This is a genomic window from Antarcticimicrobium luteum (assembly GCF_004358185.1).
Classification (GTDB): domain Bacteria; phylum Pseudomonadota; class Alphaproteobacteria; order Rhodobacterales; family Rhodobacteraceae; genus Antarcticimicrobium; species Antarcticimicrobium luteum.
Genome location: NZ_SMUV01000049.1, coordinates 21693 through 40415, shown reverse-complemented (window position 1 = coordinate 40415; position 18723 = coordinate 21693). Strand labels below are relative to the sequence as shown.

At 64.9% G+C, this 18723-nt stretch carries 23 protein-coding genes and 1 tRNA gene; 12 read left to right on the top strand and 12 right to left on the bottom strand.

Features of this window, described 5'->3' with window-relative positions; all coding sequences use genetic code 11:
* Nucleotides 1-34: 34 nt before the first annotated feature.
* The 6 genes from typA to E1832_RS04165 all read right to left on the bottom strand — a co-directional run bounded on the left by typA (nt 35) and on the right by E1832_RS04165 (nt 5208).
* Entirely contained in the window at nt 35-1852 is a 1818-nt protein-coding gene (gene typA, locus E1832_RS04190; protein WP_133358478.1) for a translational GTPase TypA, read from the bottom strand.
* Nucleotides 1853-1926: 74 nt separating this feature from the next.
* A complete protein-coding gene (locus E1832_RS04185; protein WP_133358477.1) occupies nt 1927-2262 on the bottom strand; it encodes a DMT family transporter in 336 nt (111 codons plus the stop codon).
* Nucleotides 2263-2380: 118 nt separating this feature from the next.
* Nucleotides 2381-3595, bottom strand: coding sequence for an NADP-dependent isocitrate dehydrogenase (locus tag E1832_RS04180; protein ID WP_133358476.1), 1215 nt, complete (start codon nt 3593-3595; stop codon nt 2381-2383).
* Between the two features lie 118 nt (nt 3596-3713).
* Complete coding sequence (locus E1832_RS04175) at nt 3714-4304, bottom strand: HD domain-containing protein (protein ID WP_133358475.1); 591 nt, start codon at nt 4302-4304, stop codon at nt 3714-3716.
* Nucleotides 4305-4312: 8 nt separating this feature from the next.
* A complete protein-coding gene (locus E1832_RS04170; RefSeq protein WP_133358474.1) occupies nt 4313-4555 on the bottom strand; it encodes a hypothetical protein in 243 nt (80 codons plus the stop codon).
* A complete protein-coding gene (locus tag E1832_RS04165) occupies nt 4555-5208 on the bottom strand; it encodes an alpha/beta hydrolase (protein WP_133358473.1) in 654 nt (217 codons plus the stop codon). Before E1832_RS04165 ends, E1832_RS04170 begins: the two co-directional genes overlap by 1 nt.
* Nucleotides 5209-5390: 182 nt before the next feature.
* On the opposite strand from E1832_RS04165, the gene iscR reads away from it, so the two are divergent.
* From iscR to E1832_RS04105, 12 genes are all read left to right on the top strand, one after another.
* A complete protein-coding gene (gene iscR, locus E1832_RS04160; protein ID WP_133358472.1) occupies nt 5391-5852 on the top strand; it encodes a Fe-S cluster assembly transcriptional regulator IscR in 462 nt (153 codons plus the stop codon).
* 5 nt (nt 5853-5857) lie between these two features.
* On the top strand, nt 5858-6910 hold the full coding sequence (locus E1832_RS04155) for a cysteine desulfurase family protein (RefSeq protein WP_245513813.1): 1053 nt from the start codon (nt 5858-5860) through the stop codon (nt 6908-6910).
* A 17-nt stretch (nt 6911-6927) separates the two neighbouring features.
* Nucleotides 6928-8451 carry a Fe-S cluster assembly protein SufB gene (gene sufB / locus E1832_RS04150; RefSeq protein WP_133358471.1) on the top strand — a complete coding sequence of 508 codons (1524 nt, stop codon included), beginning with the start codon at nt 6928-6930 and terminating at the stop codon, nt 8449-8451.
* Nucleotides 8448-9365 carry an FkbM family methyltransferase gene (locus tag E1832_RS04145; RefSeq protein WP_133358470.1) on the top strand — a complete coding sequence of 306 codons (918 nt, stop codon included), beginning with the start codon at nt 8448-8450 and terminating at the stop codon, nt 9363-9365. The genes sufB and E1832_RS04145 overlap by 4 nt, the downstream gene beginning before the upstream one ends.
* Before the next feature lie 36 nt (nt 9366-9401).
* Nucleotides 9402-9713, top strand: coding sequence for a heavy metal-binding domain-containing protein (locus tag E1832_RS04140; RefSeq protein ID WP_133358469.1), 312 nt, complete (start codon nt 9402-9404; stop codon nt 9711-9713).
* A 113-nt stretch (nt 9714-9826) separates the two neighbouring features.
* Complete coding sequence (gene sufC, locus E1832_RS04135; RefSeq protein WP_133358468.1) at nt 9827-10582, top strand: Fe-S cluster assembly ATPase SufC; 756 nt, start codon at nt 9827-9829, stop codon at nt 10580-10582.
* Entirely contained in the window at nt 10582-11862 is a 1281-nt protein-coding gene (gene sufD, locus E1832_RS04130; RefSeq protein ID WP_133358467.1) for a Fe-S cluster assembly protein SufD, read from the top strand. Before sufC ends, sufD begins: the two co-directional genes overlap by 1 nt.
* Nucleotide 11863: 1 nt before the next feature.
* A complete protein-coding gene (locus E1832_RS04125; protein ID WP_133358466.1) occupies nt 11864-12349 on the top strand; it encodes a YIP1 family protein in 486 nt (161 codons plus the stop codon).
* Nucleotides 12346-12936 (top strand): YIP1 family protein, encoded by a 591-nt coding sequence (locus E1832_RS04120; protein ID WP_133358465.1) that lies wholly within the window; start codon nt 12346-12348, stop codon nt 12934-12936. Before E1832_RS04125 ends, E1832_RS04120 begins: the two co-directional genes overlap by 4 nt.
* Nucleotides 12929-14149: a cysteine desulfurase gene (locus E1832_RS04115; protein ID WP_133358464.1), complete on the top strand. Its 1221-nt coding sequence runs from the start codon at nt 12929-12931 to the stop codon at nt 14147-14149. The genes E1832_RS04120 and E1832_RS04115 overlap by 8 nt, the downstream gene beginning before the upstream one ends.
* A 109-nt stretch (nt 14150-14258) precedes the next feature.
* The gene (locus tag E1832_RS04110) at nt 14259-15272 is read left to right on the top strand and encodes a methyltransferase (RefSeq protein WP_133358463.1); all 1014 of its coding nucleotides are present in this window, start codon (nt 14259-14261) and stop codon (nt 15270-15272) included.
* 356 nt (nt 15273-15628) lie between these two features.
* Nucleotides 15629-15705: transfer RNA gene (locus E1832_RS04105), tRNA-Arg, on the top strand.
* A gap of 27 nt (nt 15706-15732) precedes the next feature.
* Here E1832_RS04105 and E1832_RS04100 read toward each other — a convergent pair.
* The 6 genes from E1832_RS04100 to E1832_RS04080 all read right to left on the bottom strand — a co-directional run bounded on the left by E1832_RS04100 (nt 15733) and on the right by E1832_RS04080 (nt 18607).
* Nucleotides 15733-16752, bottom strand: coding sequence for a tyrosine-type recombinase/integrase (locus E1832_RS04100; RefSeq protein ID WP_165978792.1), 1020 nt, complete (start codon nt 16750-16752; stop codon nt 15733-15735).
* Between the two features lie 38 nt (nt 16753-16790).
* Nucleotides 16791-16994, bottom strand: a complete 204-nt coding sequence (locus E1832_RS04095) for a hypothetical protein (RefSeq protein ID WP_133358461.1) — start codon at nt 16992-16994, stop codon at nt 16791-16793.
* Nucleotides 16995-16997: 3 nt separating this feature from the next.
* Nucleotides 16998-17120, bottom strand: coding sequence for a hypothetical protein (locus tag E1832_RS23085; protein ID WP_280960200.1), 123 nt, complete (start codon nt 17118-17120; stop codon nt 16998-17000).
* Nucleotides 17117-17830, bottom strand: coding sequence for a hypothetical protein (locus E1832_RS04090; protein ID WP_133358460.1), 714 nt, complete (start codon nt 17828-17830; stop codon nt 17117-17119). The genes E1832_RS23085 and E1832_RS04090 overlap by 4 nt, the downstream gene beginning before the upstream one ends.
* A gap of 5 nt (nt 17831-17835) precedes the next feature.
* On the bottom strand, nt 17836-18108 hold the full coding sequence (locus tag E1832_RS04085; protein ID WP_133358498.1) for a DUF2312 domain-containing protein: 273 nt from the start codon (nt 18106-18108) through the stop codon (nt 17836-17838).
* A 115-nt stretch (nt 18109-18223) separates the two neighbouring features.
* On the bottom strand, nt 18224-18607 hold the full coding sequence (locus E1832_RS04080; protein ID WP_133358459.1) for a hypothetical protein: 384 nt from the start codon (nt 18605-18607) through the stop codon (nt 18224-18226).
* Between the last annotated feature and the right edge of the window lie 116 nt (nt 18608-18723).

Genomic DNA, 18723 nt, shown 5'->3' with positions numbered 1-18723 from the left:
AAGCAAAGGCCGCCCAAAGGGCGGCCTTTACGGATCAGTTGGACCTTGCCGCCCGCTTCCGCTCATGCGGGTCGAGATGGCGTTTGCGCAACCGGATCGCGTTCGGCGTCACCTCCACCAACTCGTCATCGTTGATATAGGCGATGGCCTCTTCCAGCGACAGCGTCACCGGCGTCGTCAGCTTTACCGCCTCGTCGGTGCCCGAGGCCCGCACGTTGGTCAGTTTCTTGCCCTTGAGCGGGTTGACCTCGAGGTCGTTGTCGCGGCTGTGCTCGCCGATGATCATGCCCTGATAGACCTTGGCCTGCGCCCCGATGAACAGCTTGCCGCGCTCTTCCAGGTTCCACAGCGCATAGGCCACTGCCTCGCCGTCCTCCATCGAGATCAGCACGCCCTGACGCCGTCCCGGGATCGGCCCCTTGTAGGGCGCCCAGGCATGGAACACCCGGTTCAGAACGCCGGTGCCGCGGGTGTCGGTCAGAAACTCGCCATGATAGCCGATCAGCCCGCGCGAGGGGACATGGGCGACAAGCCGGGTCTTGCCGGCGTTCTGGCGCATCTCGACCAGATCGCCCTTGCGCGTGCCGGTGAGTTTTTCGATCACCGCGCCGGAATACTCGTCGTCGACGTCGACAATGACCTCTTCGATCGGCTCCAGCTTCTGGCCGTTCTCGCCTTCGCGCATGATCACCTGCGGGCGCGAGATCGACAACTCAAAGCCTTCGCGGCGCATGTTCTCGATCAGAACGCCCATCTGCAATTCGCCGCGGCCGGAGACCTCGAAGGCCTCGCCGCCGGGGGTGTCGGCGATCTTGATCGCGACGTTGCTTTCGGCCTCTTTCATCAGCCGGTCGCGGATCACGCGGGACTGCACCTTCTTGCCGTCGCGGCCGGCCAGCGGGCTGTCGTTGATGCCGAAGGTGACGGTAATGGTCGGCGGGTCGATCGGCTGGGCGTCGAGCGGTTCACTCACCGCCAGGGCGCAGATGGTGTCGGCCACGGTGGCCTTCTGCATGCCGGCGATGCTGACGATATCGCCGGCCTCGCCTTCGTCGATGTCGCTCTGGCCAAGGCCGCGAAAGGCCTGCACCCGGGTCACCCGGAACTGTTCGATCTTCTGGCCGATCCGCGACAGCGCCTGCACCGTCTGGCCGACCTTGACGCGGCCGGTCTCGATCCGGCCGGTCAGGATGCGGCCGACAAAGGGATCGGCGCCCAGGGTGGTCGCCAGCATCCGGAAATCCTCGTCCTGATGCTTGATCTGTTTCGGCGCCGGCACGTGGTTGACGACCAGGTTGAACAGCGCGTGCAGATCCTTGCGCGGCCCGTCCAGCTCGGCGTCGCACCAGCCGGAGCGGCCGGAGGCGTAGAGATGCGGGAAATCCAGCTGATCGTCATCGGCGTCGAGCGAGGCGAACAGGTCGAACACCTCGTTGAGCGCGCGGTCGGGCTCGGCGTCGGGCTTGTCGACCTTGTTCAGCACCACGATCGGACGCAGACCCAGCGCCAGCGCCTTGGAGGTCACGAACTTGGTCTGCGGCATCGGCCCCTCGGCGGCATCCACCAGCAGGACGACGCCGTCCACCATCGACAGGATGCGCTCGACCTCGCCGCCGAAATCGGCGTGGCCGGGGGTGTCGACGATGTTGATCCGCGTGCCTTTCCATTCGACCGAGGTCGCCTTGGCCAGGATGGTGATGCCGCGTTCGCGTTCCAGGTCGTTGCTGTCCATGGCGCGTTCGGCCACGGCCTGGTTTTCACGGAAAGCGCCGGATTGTTTCAGCAGCTCGTCAACCAGCGTGGTTTTGCCGTGGTCAACGTGTGCGATGATCGCGATATTGCGAAGGTCCATAAAGTCAGCCTCAAATCGGGGATTGTGGGCCGCATAGCCTGCTGCACCGCAGAAGGCCAGCGTAAAAGCGCGGCTCAGTGGGTGGTGCTGCCGGAGAACAGGTTGATGACCAGGATCCCGCCGATGATCATCCCCAGCCCGAGCACCGCGGGCAGATCCAGCCGCTGGCCGAAGACGACGAATCCGATCAGCGCGATGAATACGATGCCCAGCCCCGACCAGATCGCATAGACGATGCCCACCGGCATCTCCCGCAGCACCAGCGCCATCAGATAGAAGCTGATCGCATAGCCCGCCACCACCAGAACCGAGGGCAGCAACCGGGTGAACTGCTGGCTGGCCTGCAGGGCCGAGGTGCCGATGGTTTCCGCCGCCACGGCGAGGATCAGGTAAATGTAATGCGCGGGCATCGCGGCCTCCGTCGGTTGCTCCGCTCCCCTCTGCCCGAGATCCGGGCGCCGGGGCAACGAAAAAGCGCCGCCCCCGGCAAGGGGCGGCACCGATCACCGTCGCCGGCCGCCGCCGGGGTCAGCCGGCCAGCGCCGCGTTCAGGTTTTCGTCCACCTTTTCGAGAAAGCCGATCGTGGTCAGCCATTTCTGGTCGGGCCCCACCAGCAGCGCCAGATCCTTGGTCATGAAACCGGCCTCGACGGTGTCGACCACCACCCGCTCCAGCGTTTCGGCAAAGCTCTGCAGCGCCCCATTGCCGTCGAGCTTGGCGCGGTGTTTCAGCCCGCCGGTCCAGGCGTAGATCGAGGCGATCGAATTGGTCGAGGTCGCCTTGCCCTGCTGGTGCTGGCGATAGTGGCGGGTGACGGTGCCATGCGCCGCCTCGGCCTCGACGATCTGTCCGTCCGGCGTCATCAACTGCGAGGTCATCATGCCAAGCGAGCCGAAGCCCTGCGCCACGGTGTCGGACTGCACGTCGCCGTCGTAGTTCTTGCAGGCCCAGACATAACCGCCCGACCACTTCAGCGAGCTGGCGACCATATCGTCGATCAGACGGTGTTCGTACCAGATGCCCTTGTCCTTGAAGGCCTCGGCGAATTCCTCCTCGAACACCTGCTGGAACAGATCCTTGAAGCGGCCGTCATAGGCCTTCATGATGGTGTTCTTGGTCGACAGATAGACCGGCCAGCCCAGGTTGAGCCCGTAGGTCAGCGAGGCGCGGGCAAAGTCGATGATCGAGGCGTCGAGGTTGTACATCGCCATGGTCACGCCGGCGGAGGGGGCGTCATAGACCTCTTTCTCGATCACGGTGCCGTCCTCGCCCTCGAACTTCAGGGTGATCTTGCCGGCCCCGGGAAAACGGAAATCGGTGGCCTTGTACTGATCGCCAAAGGCATGGCGGCCCACCACGATGGGCTTGGTCCAGCCCGGCACCAGGCGCGGCACGTTCTGGCAGATGATCGGCGCGCGGAACACCACGCCGCCAAGGATGTTGCGGATGGTGCCGTTGGGGCTGGGGTACATCCGCTTGAGGCCGAATTCCTCGACCCGGGCCTCGTCCGGGGTGATGGTGGCGCATTTGACGCCGACGCCGACCTCCTTGATCTTCATTGCCGCGTCCACGGTGATCCGGTCGTCGGTGCGGTCGCGTTCCTGAATGCTCAAATCATAGTACAGCAGATCGATGTCCAGATAGGGCAGGATCAGCTTTTGCTTTATGAAATCCCAGATGATGCGGGTCATTTCATCGCCGTCGATATCGACGACGGGGTTCTCAACCTTGATCTTGGTCATCGGTCCCGGTCCTTTTGTTCCGCCGTGGCTGCTGTTGCGCGGCCTAGCGCAAAGGCCGGCGGAACGAAAGGTTGTATACCGACGTATACCGAAATGTCGCAGCCCGGCGCCCGGGGTTTCAGTCGCTGCGGGCGCCCGCGCTGAAAAAGGCGGCAAGTCTGGGTTGGAGCCAGTCCCACAGCCCCGGCGCGCCGCGCCGGATCGGAACCCCGACGCGGGTGTCGAGTTGTTCCAGCGTCACCCGGTATTCCGTCCAGGTGCCGCCGCCGTTTTCCAGGTTGATCACCGGGGTCTGGAACCGGTCGATCGCCTTGGCAAACAGGGCATCGGGGGTTTCGGCGGCCTCGAACTCCTCCCAGAGGGTGCGGAAATCGTCGGCCTGATCGGCGGGCAGCAGGCCAAACAGGCGGCGGGCGGCCTCGGCCTCGGCGCGGGCCATGGCGACATGATCGACATCGCCGTGAATCGGCGCGTCGCCGGCGTCGATCTCGACGATGTCATGCAGCAACAGCATCCGCAGCACCCGGTCGATGCGCACCTGCGGCCCCGCCTGATCGGCCAGAACCAGCGCGTGCAGCATGATGTGCCAGCTGTGCTCGGCCGAGTTTTCATGCCGATCGGCGGAAATCAGCCGCGAGGCGCGCAACACGGACTTGAGTTTGTCCGCCTCCTTCAGAAAGGCGATCTGCGCATCGAGCCTGTCGGTCATGTGGCCGCTCATACGGTCGGCTTTTTGCCGGCACGCGCCGCGGCGAGGTGGGATTCCAGAAACCGCCGCCCGTTGCGCTCGGCCAGGCGCACCCGGACGGAGGTCAGGAACGCCTCTTCAAGCGATTGCGACGAGGCGCCCAGGGCCTTGGCCACTTCGGTATAGAGCCGGTCGTCGCCGATCTCCTCCATCGCCGCCAGCGTATCCCGGGCCAGCTCGTCGGCCAGCGTGTCCCGCGTCTCCGCGGACATCAGCGGGTGCTTTCCGTCAGCCGCCGCTTCACGTAATCGGTCGTGGTGTCGATCAGCGTGTCCATATGCGGCCCCTGGAAGAAGTGATCGGCGCCCTCGACCTCTTCGTGGGTGATCGTGATCCCCTTCTGCTCATGCAGCTTGTTCACCAGCGCCGAGGTATCGGCCGGCGGCGCGACCCGGTCGGAGGTGCCGTTGATGATCAGCCCCGACGAGGGGCAGGGCGCCAGGAACGAGAAATCGTACATGTTCGCGGGCGGCGACACGCTGATGAAGCCGGTGATCTCGGGCCGCCGCATCAGCAGTTGCATGCCGATCCAGGCGCCAAAGGAAAAGCCGGCGACCCAGCAATGCTTGGAATTGTTGTTCATCGACTGAAGGTAATCGAGCGCCGAGGCCGCGTCGGACAGTTCGCCCACGCCCTGGTCGTACTCGCCCTGACTGCGCCCGACCCCACGGAAATTGAACCGCAGCACGGTGAAACCCATGTTGTAGAACGCATAGTGCAGGTTATAGACCACCTTGTTGTTCATCGTGCCGCCGAATTGCGGGTGCGGATGAAGAACGATGGCAATTGGCGCGTCTTTTTCCTTTTGCGGGTGATAACGGCCTTCAAGACGGCCTTCTGGTCCGGCGAAAATCACCTCGGGCATATGGGTGCGGGTCCTATTATTGGTCGGAGGGTGCCGTGGATATTCTTGACGAAATCACTAAGGCACCTTAGAACGTTTCTAATTGAGCGCCTGGCTTGGCACGTCCGGTGTCAAGCGGAGATACGCATTGATGGGCGCTACGTCAAGAATCTCGCTCAAAAGCCTGCCGGGAGAGCTGAAAAATGAAGCTGTCGACAAAGGGACGATACGCGATGGTCGCACTGACCGACATCGCGCTCCAGTCCGAGGGGATGCTGGTGACGTTGGGCGAGATTTCCCAGCGGCAGAAGATTTCGCTGCCCTATCTGGAGCAGCTCTTTGTCAAGCTGCGCCGCGCCGAACTGGTGACCTCGGTGCGCGGGCCCGGCGGCGGCTACCGGCTGGCACGTCCGGCCTCGGAGATCCGCGTCTCCGACATCCTCGCCGCGGTGGACGAGACGGTGGACGCCATGCACAAGGGCGCCGGCGCCTCGGGCGGATCGTCGGGCAGCAGGGCGCAATCGCTGACCAACCGCCTGTGGGAGGGGCTGAGCGCGCATGTCTATGTGTTCCTGCACCAGACCCGGCTGTCGGATGTGGTCCAGAACGAGCTGGCGCCGTGCCCGGCGGTGCCCTCGCTGTTTTCCGTCGTCGACGCGGAGTGATCCCGGTGCCCGCAGGACCGCGCCTCTATCTCGACCATAACGCCACCGCCCCGCTGCGCCCCGAGGCGCGCGCGGCGATGATCGCGGCGATGGATGTTGTCGGCAACCCCTCCAGCGTCCACGCGGAGGGGCGGGCGGCCAAGGCGCTGGTGGAAAAGGCGCGAGCGCAGGTGGCGGCGACCTTTGGCGCCGAGGGGGCGGATGTGATCTTTACCTCCAGCGCGACCGAGGCGGCGGCGCTGGCCTGCGCCGGTCGGGGCCTGCATGGCGCCGGGGTGGAGCATGACGCCGTGCGCGCCTGGGTCGAAGAGGATCTGGCCGTGGATGCGCAGGGCAGGGTGGCGGTGACCGATCCCGCCCGCAGCGTGCTGCAGATGGCCAATTCCGAGACCGGCGTGCTGCAGGCGTTGCCCGAGGGGCTGGCGGTGACCGACGCCACCCAGGCCTTTGGCAAGCTGCCGGTCGCCTTCAACTGGTGCGGCGCGCAGATGGCTCTGATCTCGGCGCATAAACTGGGCGGACCCAAGGGGGTCGGCGCGCTGGTGGTCCGGCGCGGCACCGACATCGCGGCCCGGATTCGCGGCGGCGGACAGGAAATGGGGCGCCGCGCGGGCACCGAGAACGTGATCGGCATCGCCGGCTTTGGCGCCGCCGCGGAGGCCGCCGCGCGCGACCTTGCGGACGGGGTGTGGGCGCGTGTCGAAGAGGTTAGAAATATTCTAGAAACATCTATTGCGGCTGCCGTCAAACAGACTATTTTTGTCGGAAATGATGCGCCGCGTCTGCCCAATACCTCTTGCCTGGTGACTCCGGGCTGGAAGGGCGAAACCCAGGTGATGCAGATGGATCTTGCCGGCTTTGCGATCAGCGCGGGCAGCGCCTGCTCCAGCGGCAAGGTTCGCGCCAGCCGAGTGCTGACGGCGATGGGATATGACGAGGTCACGGCCGCCAGCGCGATCCGCGTGTCGCTGGGACCGAACGTGACCGAAGAGAATGTGCTGCGCTTTGCCGAAGCGTGGTGTGCGAAGGAAAAGAAACATCGCGCCCGCGCGGCGTGAGTTCAGGAGTGATGCAGATGGCCGCGATGGACCAGACCCAGGTAAAGGAAGGTGTCGACCAGGACACCGTCGATGCGGTGCGCGAGGTCGGCGGCGCCTACAAATACGGCTGGGAAACCGATATCGAGATGGACTATGCCCCCAAGGGGCTGACCGAGGACATCGTGCGCCTGATTTCGTCCAAGAACGACGAACCTGAATGGATGACCGACTGGCGTCTGCAGGCCTATGCCCGCTGGCTGCAGATGAAAGAGCCCGACTGGGCGATGGTCGACTATCCCGAGATCGACTTTCAGGATCAGTATTACTATGCCCGCCCGAAAAGCATGGAAGAAAAGCCCAAGTCGCTGGAGGATGTCGATCCCAAGCTGCTGGCGACCTATGAGAAACTGGGCATCCCGCTGAAGGAGCAGATGATCCTCGCCGGCGTCGAGGGTGCCGAGAACATGCCGGCCGAGGGCCGCAAGGTGGCCGTCGATGCGGTGTTCGATTCCGTCTCGGTCGGCACCACCTTTCAGGCCGAGCTGAGAAAGGCCGGCGTCATCTTCTGCTCGATCTCCGAGGCGATCCGCGAGCATCCGGAACTGGTGCGGAAATATCTCGGCTCCGTGGTGCCGGTCAGCGACAATTTCTATGCGACGCTGAATTCGGCGGTCTTTTCCGACGGCTCCTTCGTCTATGTGCCGCCGGGCGTGCGCTGCCCGATGGAGCTGTCGACCTATTTCCGCATCAACGCCGAGAACACCGGCCAGTTCGAGCGCACGCTGATCATCGCCGACAAGGGCTCTTACGTCTCCTACCTCGAAGGCTGCACCGCGCCGCAGCGCGACAAGTCGCAGCTGCACGCCGCGGTGGTCGAGATCATCATCGAGGAAGACGCCGAGGTGAAATATTCCACCGTCCAGAACTGGTATCCCGGCGACGAGAACGGCAAGGGCGGCATCTACAATTTCGTCACCAAGCGGGCCGATTGCCGCGGCGACCGCGCCAAGGTTATGTGGACCCAGGTCGAGACCGGCTCGGCGGTCACCTGGAAGTATCCCTCCTGCATCCTGCGCGGCGACGACAGCCAGGGCGAGTTCTATTCGATCGCCATCGCCAACAATTACCAGCAGGCCGATACCGGCACCAAGATGGTGCACCTGGGCAAGAATACCCGCTCGCGCATCGTGTCCAAGGGGATCAGCGCCGGCCATGCGCAGAACACCTATCGCGGGCTGGTCTCGATGCACCCGAAGGCGAAGAACAGCCGCAACTACACCCAGTGCGACAGCCTGCTCATCGGCGGCAAATGCGGGGCGCATACGGTTCCCTATATCGAGGTCAAGAACAACTCCTCCCGCGTGGAGCATGAGGCGACCACCTCCAAGGTGGACGACGACCAGCTGTTCTACTGCCGCTCGCGCGGGATGGACGAAGAGGAATCGGTGGCCCTTGTCGTCAACGGGTTCTGCAAGGAGGTGCTGCAGGCGCTGCCGATGGAGTTCGCCATGGAGGCCCAGCAACTGGTGGCGATCTCGCTCGAAGGGTCGGTGGGATGACTGCCGACGGCGCGCCCGAGTCCGCCCCACGGGCGCGGCGCCTGCTGCGCCAGCGGGTCGACTATTTGCGCGCGGCCCTTGCGCCCGAGCGCCCCTTGCGGATCGTCGATGTGGGCGCCAACCCGATCAATACGCCCGATTACGACACGCTGCTCGAGATGGGCGGCTGCGAGGTCTGGGGGTTCGAGCCCGAGGAAAACGCCTTTGCCGAGCTGCAGGCCAATCCGCGTCCGGGCGCCCATTACATCAACAAGGCGGTGGGCGCGCCGGGCAAGGGCACCTTCTACAACCACCCGCAGAACGGGCTCGGCTCGCTCTATCCGGTGCGCAAGGAATCGGTGGCCTTTCTCGGCCATCCCGGCTGGCACCGGGAGGAGGTCGCCACCGCCGAGATCGATCTCGTGTCGCTTGACGATCTGGACGATCTGCCGCCGCCCGACCTGCTGAAGATCGACATCCAGGGCGGCGAGCTGGACGTGATCCGCACCGCGCGGGAAAAACTGTCCCAGGCGGTCTGCGTGATCCCCGAGGTCCGCTTCTACCGGATGTACGAGGGCGAACCGCTCTGGGGCAAGCTCGACGTCGAACTGCACGATCAGGGCTTTGTTCTGCACAAGATGCTGTTCACCAAGCCGACGATGATCGCCAATTCGCAGGCCGCGCGGCTCAAGGGCAAGGCGGTGCGCGGCCAGCTCATCGACGGCGATGCGGTCTATATCCGCAACCTCGAGGTGCCGCAGGACTGGAGCGACGCGCAGCTCAAGCAAATGGCCATCGCCGCGGCCGGGGTGTTTTCCAGTTTCGATCTGACGGTGCATTGCCTTGACCGGTTGTCGGATCGGGGCGCGATCGGCCCGGATGTGGCCGAAGGGTTTATCGATACCCTGCCGGGATGGATGAGAAATCCGGGGTAAGGATTTGTTTTCGTTTGTAATCGGGAGTGATCCGTCATGATCGTCACCACCACCCCCTCGGTCGAGGGCCGCAGCATTTCGGACTACAAGGGCATCGTCGTCGGTGAGGCCATTCTGGGGGCGAACGTGATCCGTGATCTCTTTGCCGGCATCACCGACATCCTCGGCGGCCGCTCCGGCGCCTATGAGCAGGAGCTGGGCCGCGCCCGCGCCACCGCTCTGGCCGAGATGGAAGAGAACGCCGTGGCGCTTGGCGGCAACGCGGTGGTCGGCGTCGATCTGGATTACGAGGTGATCAATAACATGCTGATGGTCAGCGCCTCGGGCACCGCCGTGCGGTTGGAGTGAGACAAGGACACGGCCCTCCGGCGGTCGGGGCGGACCCCTGCGCCGGATGGGCGAAACAGATGAAATTTCCCGCGGCCAGGGGCCCGGAGACAGAGACGAGAAAGAGGTAAGAGATGTTGGAAATCAAGAACCTGCACGTGAAACTTGAGGAAGAGAATAAGCAGATCCTCAAGGGTGTCGACCTGACCGTGGAGCCGGGCAAGGTACATGCGATCATGGGGCCCAACGGGTCGGGCAAATCCACGCTGTCCTATGTTCTGGCCGGACGCGGCGGCTATGAGGTGACCGAGGGCAGCGTCACGCTGGACGGCGTCGACCTGCTGGACATGGAGCCCGAGGCGCGCGCCGCCGCCGGCCTGTTCCTGGCCTTTCAATACCCGGTCGAGATCCCCGGCGTGGGCAACATGACCTTTCTGCGCACAGCGGTGAACGCGCAGCGCAAGGCGCGCGGCGAGGAAGAGATCAGCGCCGCCGATTTCCTCAAGCTGGTGCGCGAACGGGCCAAGGCGCTCAAGATCGACGCCGACATGCTCAAGCGGCCGGTCAACGTGGGCTTTTCCGGGGGCGAGAAGAAGCGCAACGAGATCCTGCAGATGGCCATGCTGGAACCCAAGATGTGCATCCTGGACGAGACCGACAGCGGCCTCGACGTGGACGCGATGAAACTGGTGGCCGATGGCGTCAACGCGCTGCGCAGCGAGGGGCGCGGCTTTCTGGTGATCACCCACTATCAGCGGCTGCTCGACCATATCAAACCGGACGTGGTCCACATCATGGCCGCCGGCCGCATCATCAAGACCGGCGGACCCGAGCTGGCGCTGGAGGTCGAAACCAACGGTTACGCAGACATCCTGAACGAGGTGGCGTGATGGCACTGGCGGAACCGAAACTGGACGCGACCGAGGCGCGGTTGGCCGGGCTGACCCTGCCCGAGGGCGGTTGCCTGGCCCCGGCGCGGACCGAGGCGCTGGCGCGGCTGCGCGCCATGGGCCTGCCGCAGCGGCGTGACGAGTACTGGAAATTCACCCGTCCCGACACGCTGATCCAGCCCGGGGCGATCCCGGCCCCGGTCTTTGCCAATGACGAGGGGCCGGTCTTTGACGCGATCGACCGTCTCAGGATCGTCTTCGTCGATGGCGTTTTCGACCCGGCGGCCTCGGACGACCTGCGCCTCGAGGGGGTTGAAATCGATCGCATCGCCGACATCTGCGGCCGGGACATCCATTGGGCCCGCGACATCTATGGCGTGCTCGAGGCGCGGGGGCAAACCCCGGTGCCGCGCCCGCTGGCGGCGCTGAATACCGCCTATGCCGGCGACGGGCTTGCGATTCGTGTCACCGGCAAGCCCGCCCGACCGATCAGCCTGATCTATATCCATAAATCGGAAACCTCCGACGCGCTGCTGCATCACGTGATCCGGGTCGAGCCGGGCGCCGAGGCGACGATCCTCGAGAACGGCCCGGCGGCGGCACGGTTCAACAAGGTGACCGAGATCGACATCGCCGACGGCGGCACGCTGCACCATGTGCGCGCCCAGGGACGCGATCATCAGCGCCGCGCCGCCACCCATATGTTCACCCGTCTGGGGACCGAGTCGGTCTATAAATCCTTCACCCTCACCGTGAACGGGGTAATGACCCGCAACGAGCAGGTGGTGGAACTGACCGGCGACGATGCGGTGGCCCATGTGGCCGGCGCCTGCGTCGGCGATGGCGATTTCCACCATGACGATACCGTCTTCATCACCCATGGCGCGCTGAATTGCGAAAGCCGTCAGGTGTTCAAGAAGGTGTTGCGCAACGGCGCCGTCGGCGTTTTTCAGGGCAAGATTCTGGTCAAGCCCGGCGCACAGAAAACCGACGGCTATCAGATCAGCCAGGCGCTCTTGCTGGACGGGGACAGTCAGTTCCTCGCCAAGCCCGAGCTGGAGATCTATGCCGATGACGTGGCCTGTTCGCACGGCTCGACCAGCGGCGCGATCGACGAGGATGGGCTGTTTTACCTGCGCTCGCGCGGGGTGCCCGAGCAGGAGGCGACCGATCTGCTGACGCTGGCCTTCCTGGCCGAGGCGCTGGACGAGATCGAGGACAAGACGCTTTCTGAGGATCTGCTGGCGCGGCTGACCGGCTGGCTGTCGCGGCGGCGCTGACATGGCGGTCACCAGCGACATCGCGGCCACCTATCGCGGGCCGGGCCGGGTGCTGCGGCGGCTGCTGGGCATGGGCCAGCGCGAGGATCGCGCGCTGGCGCTGCTGATGGCCGGCTGCGTGCTGGTCTTTATCGGCCAATTGCCGCGGATTTCGCGTGAGGCGCATCTGACCGGGCAGGAGCTGAACATGCTTCTGGGCGCCAGCCTGCTGGCCTGGGTGATCATCGCGCCGCTGCTGCTGTATTGCATCGCTGCGCTGTCGCATCTGGCGGCGCGGCTGCTGGGCGGGCAGGGCGGCTGGTACGGGGCGCGGCTGGCGCTGTTCTGGGCGCTGCTGGCCTCGACGCCGCTGCTGTTGCTGCACGGGCTGGTGTCCGGTCTGGTCGGCCCCGGCCCGGCGCAGGACGGTGTCGGGCTCTTGTGGCTGGTGGTGTTTTTGTGGTTCTGGGGTGCAGGGCTGCGGCAGGCGGAAAGGACACCGGTATGAACAGGTCGCTCTGGGCCGAGATGATCGTGATGTCGGTCAGGGATCCGGCGGAAGTGGCGCGGCGCCTGATCGCGCTGCACCTCCCGCGTGAGGTGTTGTGGACCGGGCTGGCGCTGGCGGCAGTGGCCAATACGCTGCTGTTCAGCCTGTCGGGGATGCTGATGCCCGGCCCGGCGGGCTTTCCGCCGATGTTCCAGACGCCCTTTGTCTATCTGGGGATGGTGAGCGGCGGGCTGGTGCTGACCGTGCTGATGATCCATTGGGCCGGTCGCATTCTGGGCGGCACCGGCCGGCTGGAGGATGTTCTGGTCACCGTTTTGTGGATGCAGCTCCTGCGCGTTCTGGTGCAGGCCGCCGCGCTGCTGCTGTCGCTGACCATTCCGCTGCTGGCGATGCTTCTGGTTCTGGTGGCCACCGTTCTGGGGCTCTTTATCACGCTGCACTTCATCGACCAGGCCCATCGCCTGAACTCGCTGCCAAGGGCGGGCGGGGCGCTGATCCTGTCGATTCTGATGATGGCGGTGGCGCTGTCTGTTCTGCTCGCGCTGTTCGGCGGCGTATTTTTCGGGGGCGTTGCCAATGTATGACGTGGACAAGATCCGGGCCGATTTTCCCATTCTCGCGCGCGAGGTGAACGGGCGGCCGCTGACCTATCTCGACAACGGCGCCTCGGCGCAAAAGCCGCAGGTGGTGATCGACGCGGTGAGCCGGGCCTACAGCCACGAATATGCCAATGTTCATCGCGGGCTGCACTATCTGTCGAATCTGGCCACCGACAAATACGAGGCGGTGCGCGGCACCGTCGCACGGTTCCTTGGGGCACCCAGCGAGGATGAGATCGTCTTCAATTCCGGCACCACCGAGGGGATCAACCTGGTCGCCTATGGCTGGGCGATGCCGCGGATGGAGCCGGGCGACGAGATCGTGCTGAGCGTGATGGAACATCATGCCAATATCGTGCCCTGGCATTTCCTGCGCGAGAGGCAGGGGGTGGTGCTGAAATGGGTCGATACCGGGCCCGACGGGTCGCTCGACCCGCAGGCGGTGATCGACGCCATCGGGCCGAAGACGAAACTGGTGGCCGTCACCCATGTGTCGAACGTGCTGGGCACCGTTGTCGATGTGAAGGCGATCACGCAAGGCGCCCACGCCAAAGGGGTTCCGGTGCTGGTCGACGGCAGCCAGAGCGCGGTGCACCTGCCGGTGGACGTCAGCGACATCGGCTGCGATTTCTACGCCATCACCGGACACAAGCTTTATGGTCCCTCCGGTTCCGGCGCGATCTATATCAAATCCGCACGGATGGCCGAAATGCGTCCCTTCCTCGGCGGCGGCGACATGATCAAGGAGGTGTCCAAGGACGCCGTGATCTATAACGATCCGCCGATGAAGTTCGAGGCCGGCACACCGGGCATTGTGCAGATCATCGGGATGGGCGTGGCGCTCGACTATATGATGGATCTCGGCATGGAGAACATCGCCGCCCATGAGGCCGGGCTGCGCGACTATGCGCAGGACCGCTTCGCAGGGCTCAACTGGCTGCAGGTGCAGGGCCACGCGCCGGGCAAGGCGGCGATCTTCAGCTTCACGCTGGAGGGGGCGGCCCATGCCCATGACATCTCGACCATCCTCGACAAGAAGGGCGTCGCTGTGCGTGCCGGTCATCACTGCGCCGGGCCGCTGATGGATCACCTCGGGGTGACGGCGACCTGCCGGGCGTCGTTCGGTTTGTACAATACCAGGGCCGAAGTGGATGTTCTGGTCGAGGCGCTTGAACTGGCGCATGAGCTGTTCGCCTGATCAATCCTTGGGCACCTGCACATTCCAATTGCGACATGCGGTGTCGCTAATGGTCATTTCCTGTTTTTGCGTCTAGGGTCGCCCTGACGCAACAACTGGGGATTACCGCATGACCGTACTCACCGACGCCGATCAGATTTCCGAGATTGCATTCGGGTTCATGGGCTCAAAGGCGCTGTTCGCCGCGCTGGGGGCAGGGGTGTTCACCCATCTGGCCGACGGCCCGATGAGCTGCGCCGAACTGGCCAGGCATTGCCCGCTCGACGAGAATCGGACCGAAACGCTGATGACGGCGCTGGCCGGGCTGGGCCTGGTCGAGGGGGAGAACGGCGCGTTCAGGAACTCTCCGGCGGCCGAGTCCTTTCTGGTGAAGGGGGCCAAATACGATTTCGGCGATTACCTGCGGCTTCAGGTTGGTCAGCAGATGTACGGGCTGCTCGATCAGATCGATGACGCCCTGCGCGACAAGCTGCCAGAGGAGGCGACTGCATCCTACGCCGAATGGTTCGCGGACCCCGAAGAGGCCAGGCTCTATTCTGCCAGCCAGCATTCCGGCTCGCTCGGGCCGGCACGGCAGCTTGCGCGCAAGATCGACCTGTCCGGCGTGCGCCATCTGCTGGATGTGGGCGGCGGCACCGGCGCCTTTGCCATCTCCCTGTGCGAGGCGTTTCCGGACCTGACCGCCACCATCGTCGATTTCCCGAATGTCGCCGATCTGGGGCGGGAGTATGTGCAAAAGGCGGGGCTGTCGGATCGCATCTCCTTTGTCGAGGGCAACGCGCTGGAAACCGACTGGCCCGGCGGGCAGGATGTGATCCTGATGTCCTATCTGTTCTCCGGTGTGCCGGGCGAGGCCCATGATGGGCTGCTCGCCCGCGCGCGCGAGCGCCTGAATCCCGGCGGGCGGTTCCTGCTGCATGATTTCGTGGTGCGCGAGGATCGCAGCGGGCCGAAACTGGCGGCGCTGTGGCAGTTGCAGCACACTGCCTTTACCCCGCGCGCCCGCTCGCTGGACGAAGGCTGGCTGCGGTCCGCGCTGGAGAACGCCGGTTTTGAGGGGATCGAGGTCGAGGTGATGATCCCCGAGATGACCATGCTGGCCACCGCGGTGAACCCGGCCTGAACGGCCGGGCCGGCGGGCGTTGTCCGACACGGCAATGCCCCGGCCCGGGCCTGCGGAACCGGTGCCGCGGGGACGATCGCCCCGACAGACACCGCCACGCCGGACGGGCCGCAATGGCCCGTTTTTGAGATTGCGAAGCCGCCGCCTTTGTCCTATACGCCCTCGCACGGGCACCTTTGGCCCGGCTGGAGAGGGCGCTGCCCTCAAAGGGCGGATACCGGGGGAGCTGCAAGACGAAGAGGACTGAAAAACATACGTGATGACAAACTCTTGCCGACGACCCTGTTTTTGGGTTTAAACGCAGGAGAAATCGCGTAAGCACTGCGTAAGCAGTTGGGGTTTTCGAATCCCACTGTGCACCCATAGCTCAGCTGGATAGAGTGTCGCCCTCCGAAGGCGAAGGTCGTAGGTTCGAATCCTACTGGGTGCACCACCTTAAAAAAATCAGAAGTAAAATCAGTTACTTACATGACGTTTTGACAACTTGTTCCGCCGAGTTGTCAACTTTCGTTCCTGTAATGATCCGCATGGCGTCTGCCGTCTTGCTGTAGGCGCGGGTCTGGGCGGTGGTATCGTGACCCAGAATCGCCATGCGCTGGTCCTCGGAGGCGCCGCGCTCGGCCATGTAGGCGGCAAGGTACTTGCGAACACCGTGCGCGCTCTTGCCCTCGATGCCGGCCGCCTTCGCGCCAGTGGCGAACCACTGGCCTGCCGCCTTGCCTGATCGTGCTGCGCCGCGCGCCGTGCTGAGCCATGTCATGTGTTTTGGCGCCGCCTCGATGCAGGCCCGAAGGTGGTCGGCATCCGGGTAATATGTCGGTGCCGGCTTCACGAACAGCGGCACGGTGCAGATCGTGCCTGATTTCGCTCTGCGATATGTCAACCAACCGTCGCGGAGGTTGCCGGGGCCAAGAATTACGGCATCGCCGATCGCGGCGCCGGTCAGGGCGATGATCTCGAGGGCGAGGCGCTGCATCGTGCCGATCGGCCAATGGGCGCGGAATGCGTCGACATCTGCCTGCGTCCATGGCGTGAACCCGTCACTCTTGGGGGCGGCGCGGGGCCGCACGTCGCGCGCCGGGTCAACATCCAGAAGGCCGGAATCGACCCACCATCGGCCCATGGCCCGCCAGAGCTTCAGCCGGTTGTTCGCCGGGTGCGGATCGAACTTGGAAAGATACATTCTGATGTGCTTCGGGCGCAGGTCTGACAGCATCGCGGTCGCGAAGAACGCCTCGAACTCCTCGGCGAAACTGCGCCACCTGGCGCGGGTGCTTGCGGCGCGCGAGAGGTAGGAATCGGACGCGATGAAGGCGCGGATGCCGGCGCCGATGGTTCCGGTTCTGTGCTGGATGCGGCCGCGCACCTTGGCGGGCTTGCCGGCGGCGGCCTCGGCATATGCTTTCAGGAACTCAGGGCTGTCTTTCCGCGCGTCAGGCATTGGCGTGGCAGGCGTGGTGTGCCGGTAGTAGTAGCGCACGTTCCCGCTCGGCCATTTCCCGGATGGTTTCAGGCCCTTCAATCTGACAGATCCCCGAACAGTTCGTCGCATGAATTGCCCCCTCCGGCCCCACGATGCGCCGGAATTGCGCCTGGGGGCAAGATCCGGACGCCGCCGCCAGGCATCACCTCGATCGCGCCGACCTCAATCCCGGCATCGCGGCAAGCGGCGATGGCGTTGCGGATCAAGGCGCATGTGGTGCGGGTGCGAGCGGCGGCCATGGGTCAGGTCTCCTCCGTGTCAAACCCGCCGATCTGCTCCAGCACCTCGGCAGCCATGCGCGCGCGCAGCTCCTCCTCGGTGACCTGGGCGCGGAAACTGATGGTGTCGTGGGTGATAAGTTTCATGCCGCTTGCTCCTCTCGCATCGCGTGGCCGCCCCACTGGTCGGCGGCGGCGTTCATCATTCCGGCAAAGCTCCGGCTGCGCAGGCGGGCACGGTCCGGACCGGGTGGCATCCGGTGAACCCGGTTCCAGCGTTTCCATTCGTCGCTGCCGCGCGCGGGCTCTGGCAGGCGGTCGGTTTCGATCAGCTCGGGCAGGCCGCGCAGATACCAGCCGGTGTTTTTGTAGGCCGGTTCGCCGAACCAAAACGGCTGGACCATCTGCGGCGCGGGCAGATCGGTCGGCATGCGCTCGCGGGCGAGATCGTTCATTTCCGGGTTCTCGACGGCCACGCGCGCGATCGGCGCGTCCCAGCAGGCGGTGAAGACGTCAACGCCAAGTTCGAACTCGGCGCGCAGGTCGTTCCACGTCCGCCCCTTCGGCAGCGCCTTGGGTGGCGTCCACTTGCCGGGGCCGGACATCCAGCGCCGGCCGGATCGGCAGAGCCGGGTGCAGGGCGGGTGCATCACCGCCAGCAGATCCCAGCCCTCTCGCAGGATGCCGTCGCGCACGTCACAAATGATGTGGCGGTTCGATCCATCCTCGGCCGCGTCCAGATCGCAGGACCAGGTGTCGTGCCCGCGCGCGGCAAAGGCGCGGCGGGCGATGCCGCTGGTCTCGCATGCGATCAGGACGCGGAGCGGGTCCGTTCCTTGCGGTTTGGTGGGTGACATGCTGATCACATCCCCAGCGCTTCTTTATACATCTCCAGCACCGCCTCTTCCTCGGCGATGTCGTCCTTGTCGCGCTTGCGCAGGGCGATCACCTTGCGCATGACCTTGGTGTCGTAGCCGCGCGCCTTGGCCTCGGCCATGACCTCTTTCTGCTGGTCCGCGATGTCCTTTTTCTCCTGATCCAGCCGCTCGAACCGTTCGATGAACTGGCGCAGCTCGGCGGCGGTCACGCGATAGGTGTTGTCGGCGGCCTGATCGAAGGTCGGGTCGGGCTTCATCGGGGGCTTTCCCTGTTTCTGGCGTTGGGTTTCATGCGCCTGCCGCAGGCCCGCGACCTCGGGGGAGTTTGTGTCTGTCATTGCTGTGTCTCGATCTTGTGGGGCGCGGCCGGGATCAGGGGGCGAGGCCCTGACCGTTGTAGGGGCAATCAGGGCGCCCATCGGTGGCGCGAGTGCCTGCCGGGGCGTTGAGGCGCCTTCCGGCCTCGTACAGCCATGCGGAGATGGCGTGGGTCCGGCTGTCGCCCTGGGCGTGGATCTCCATCAGCTCGACCCGCCATTGGGACTGCTGGTTATCCCATTGATCGTCACCCGGAGGCGTCATCAGCCCGCCAGCGCTGCGGAACGCCTCTGCGCGGCCCTGCAACGGGGCGTGGGCGATCCGCTGGGATGTGACGTAGAGCTGTTGCGGGTTGGGACGGGCCGTGATGCTGCCATTCCCGGGGTCAGCCTTGATCGGGGGCCGGGCAAGGCGCGCGGCGGCGGTGCTGGGGTACATGTGCAATCCTCTGTGTCTGGTGCGCGGGCGGCTTGATTTGGAGGATTGCACCGCCCGCGCGATCCGCACCGCAAACGGGGACGGAAACTCAGATGGTCAGCGGCGCGGGCAATCCT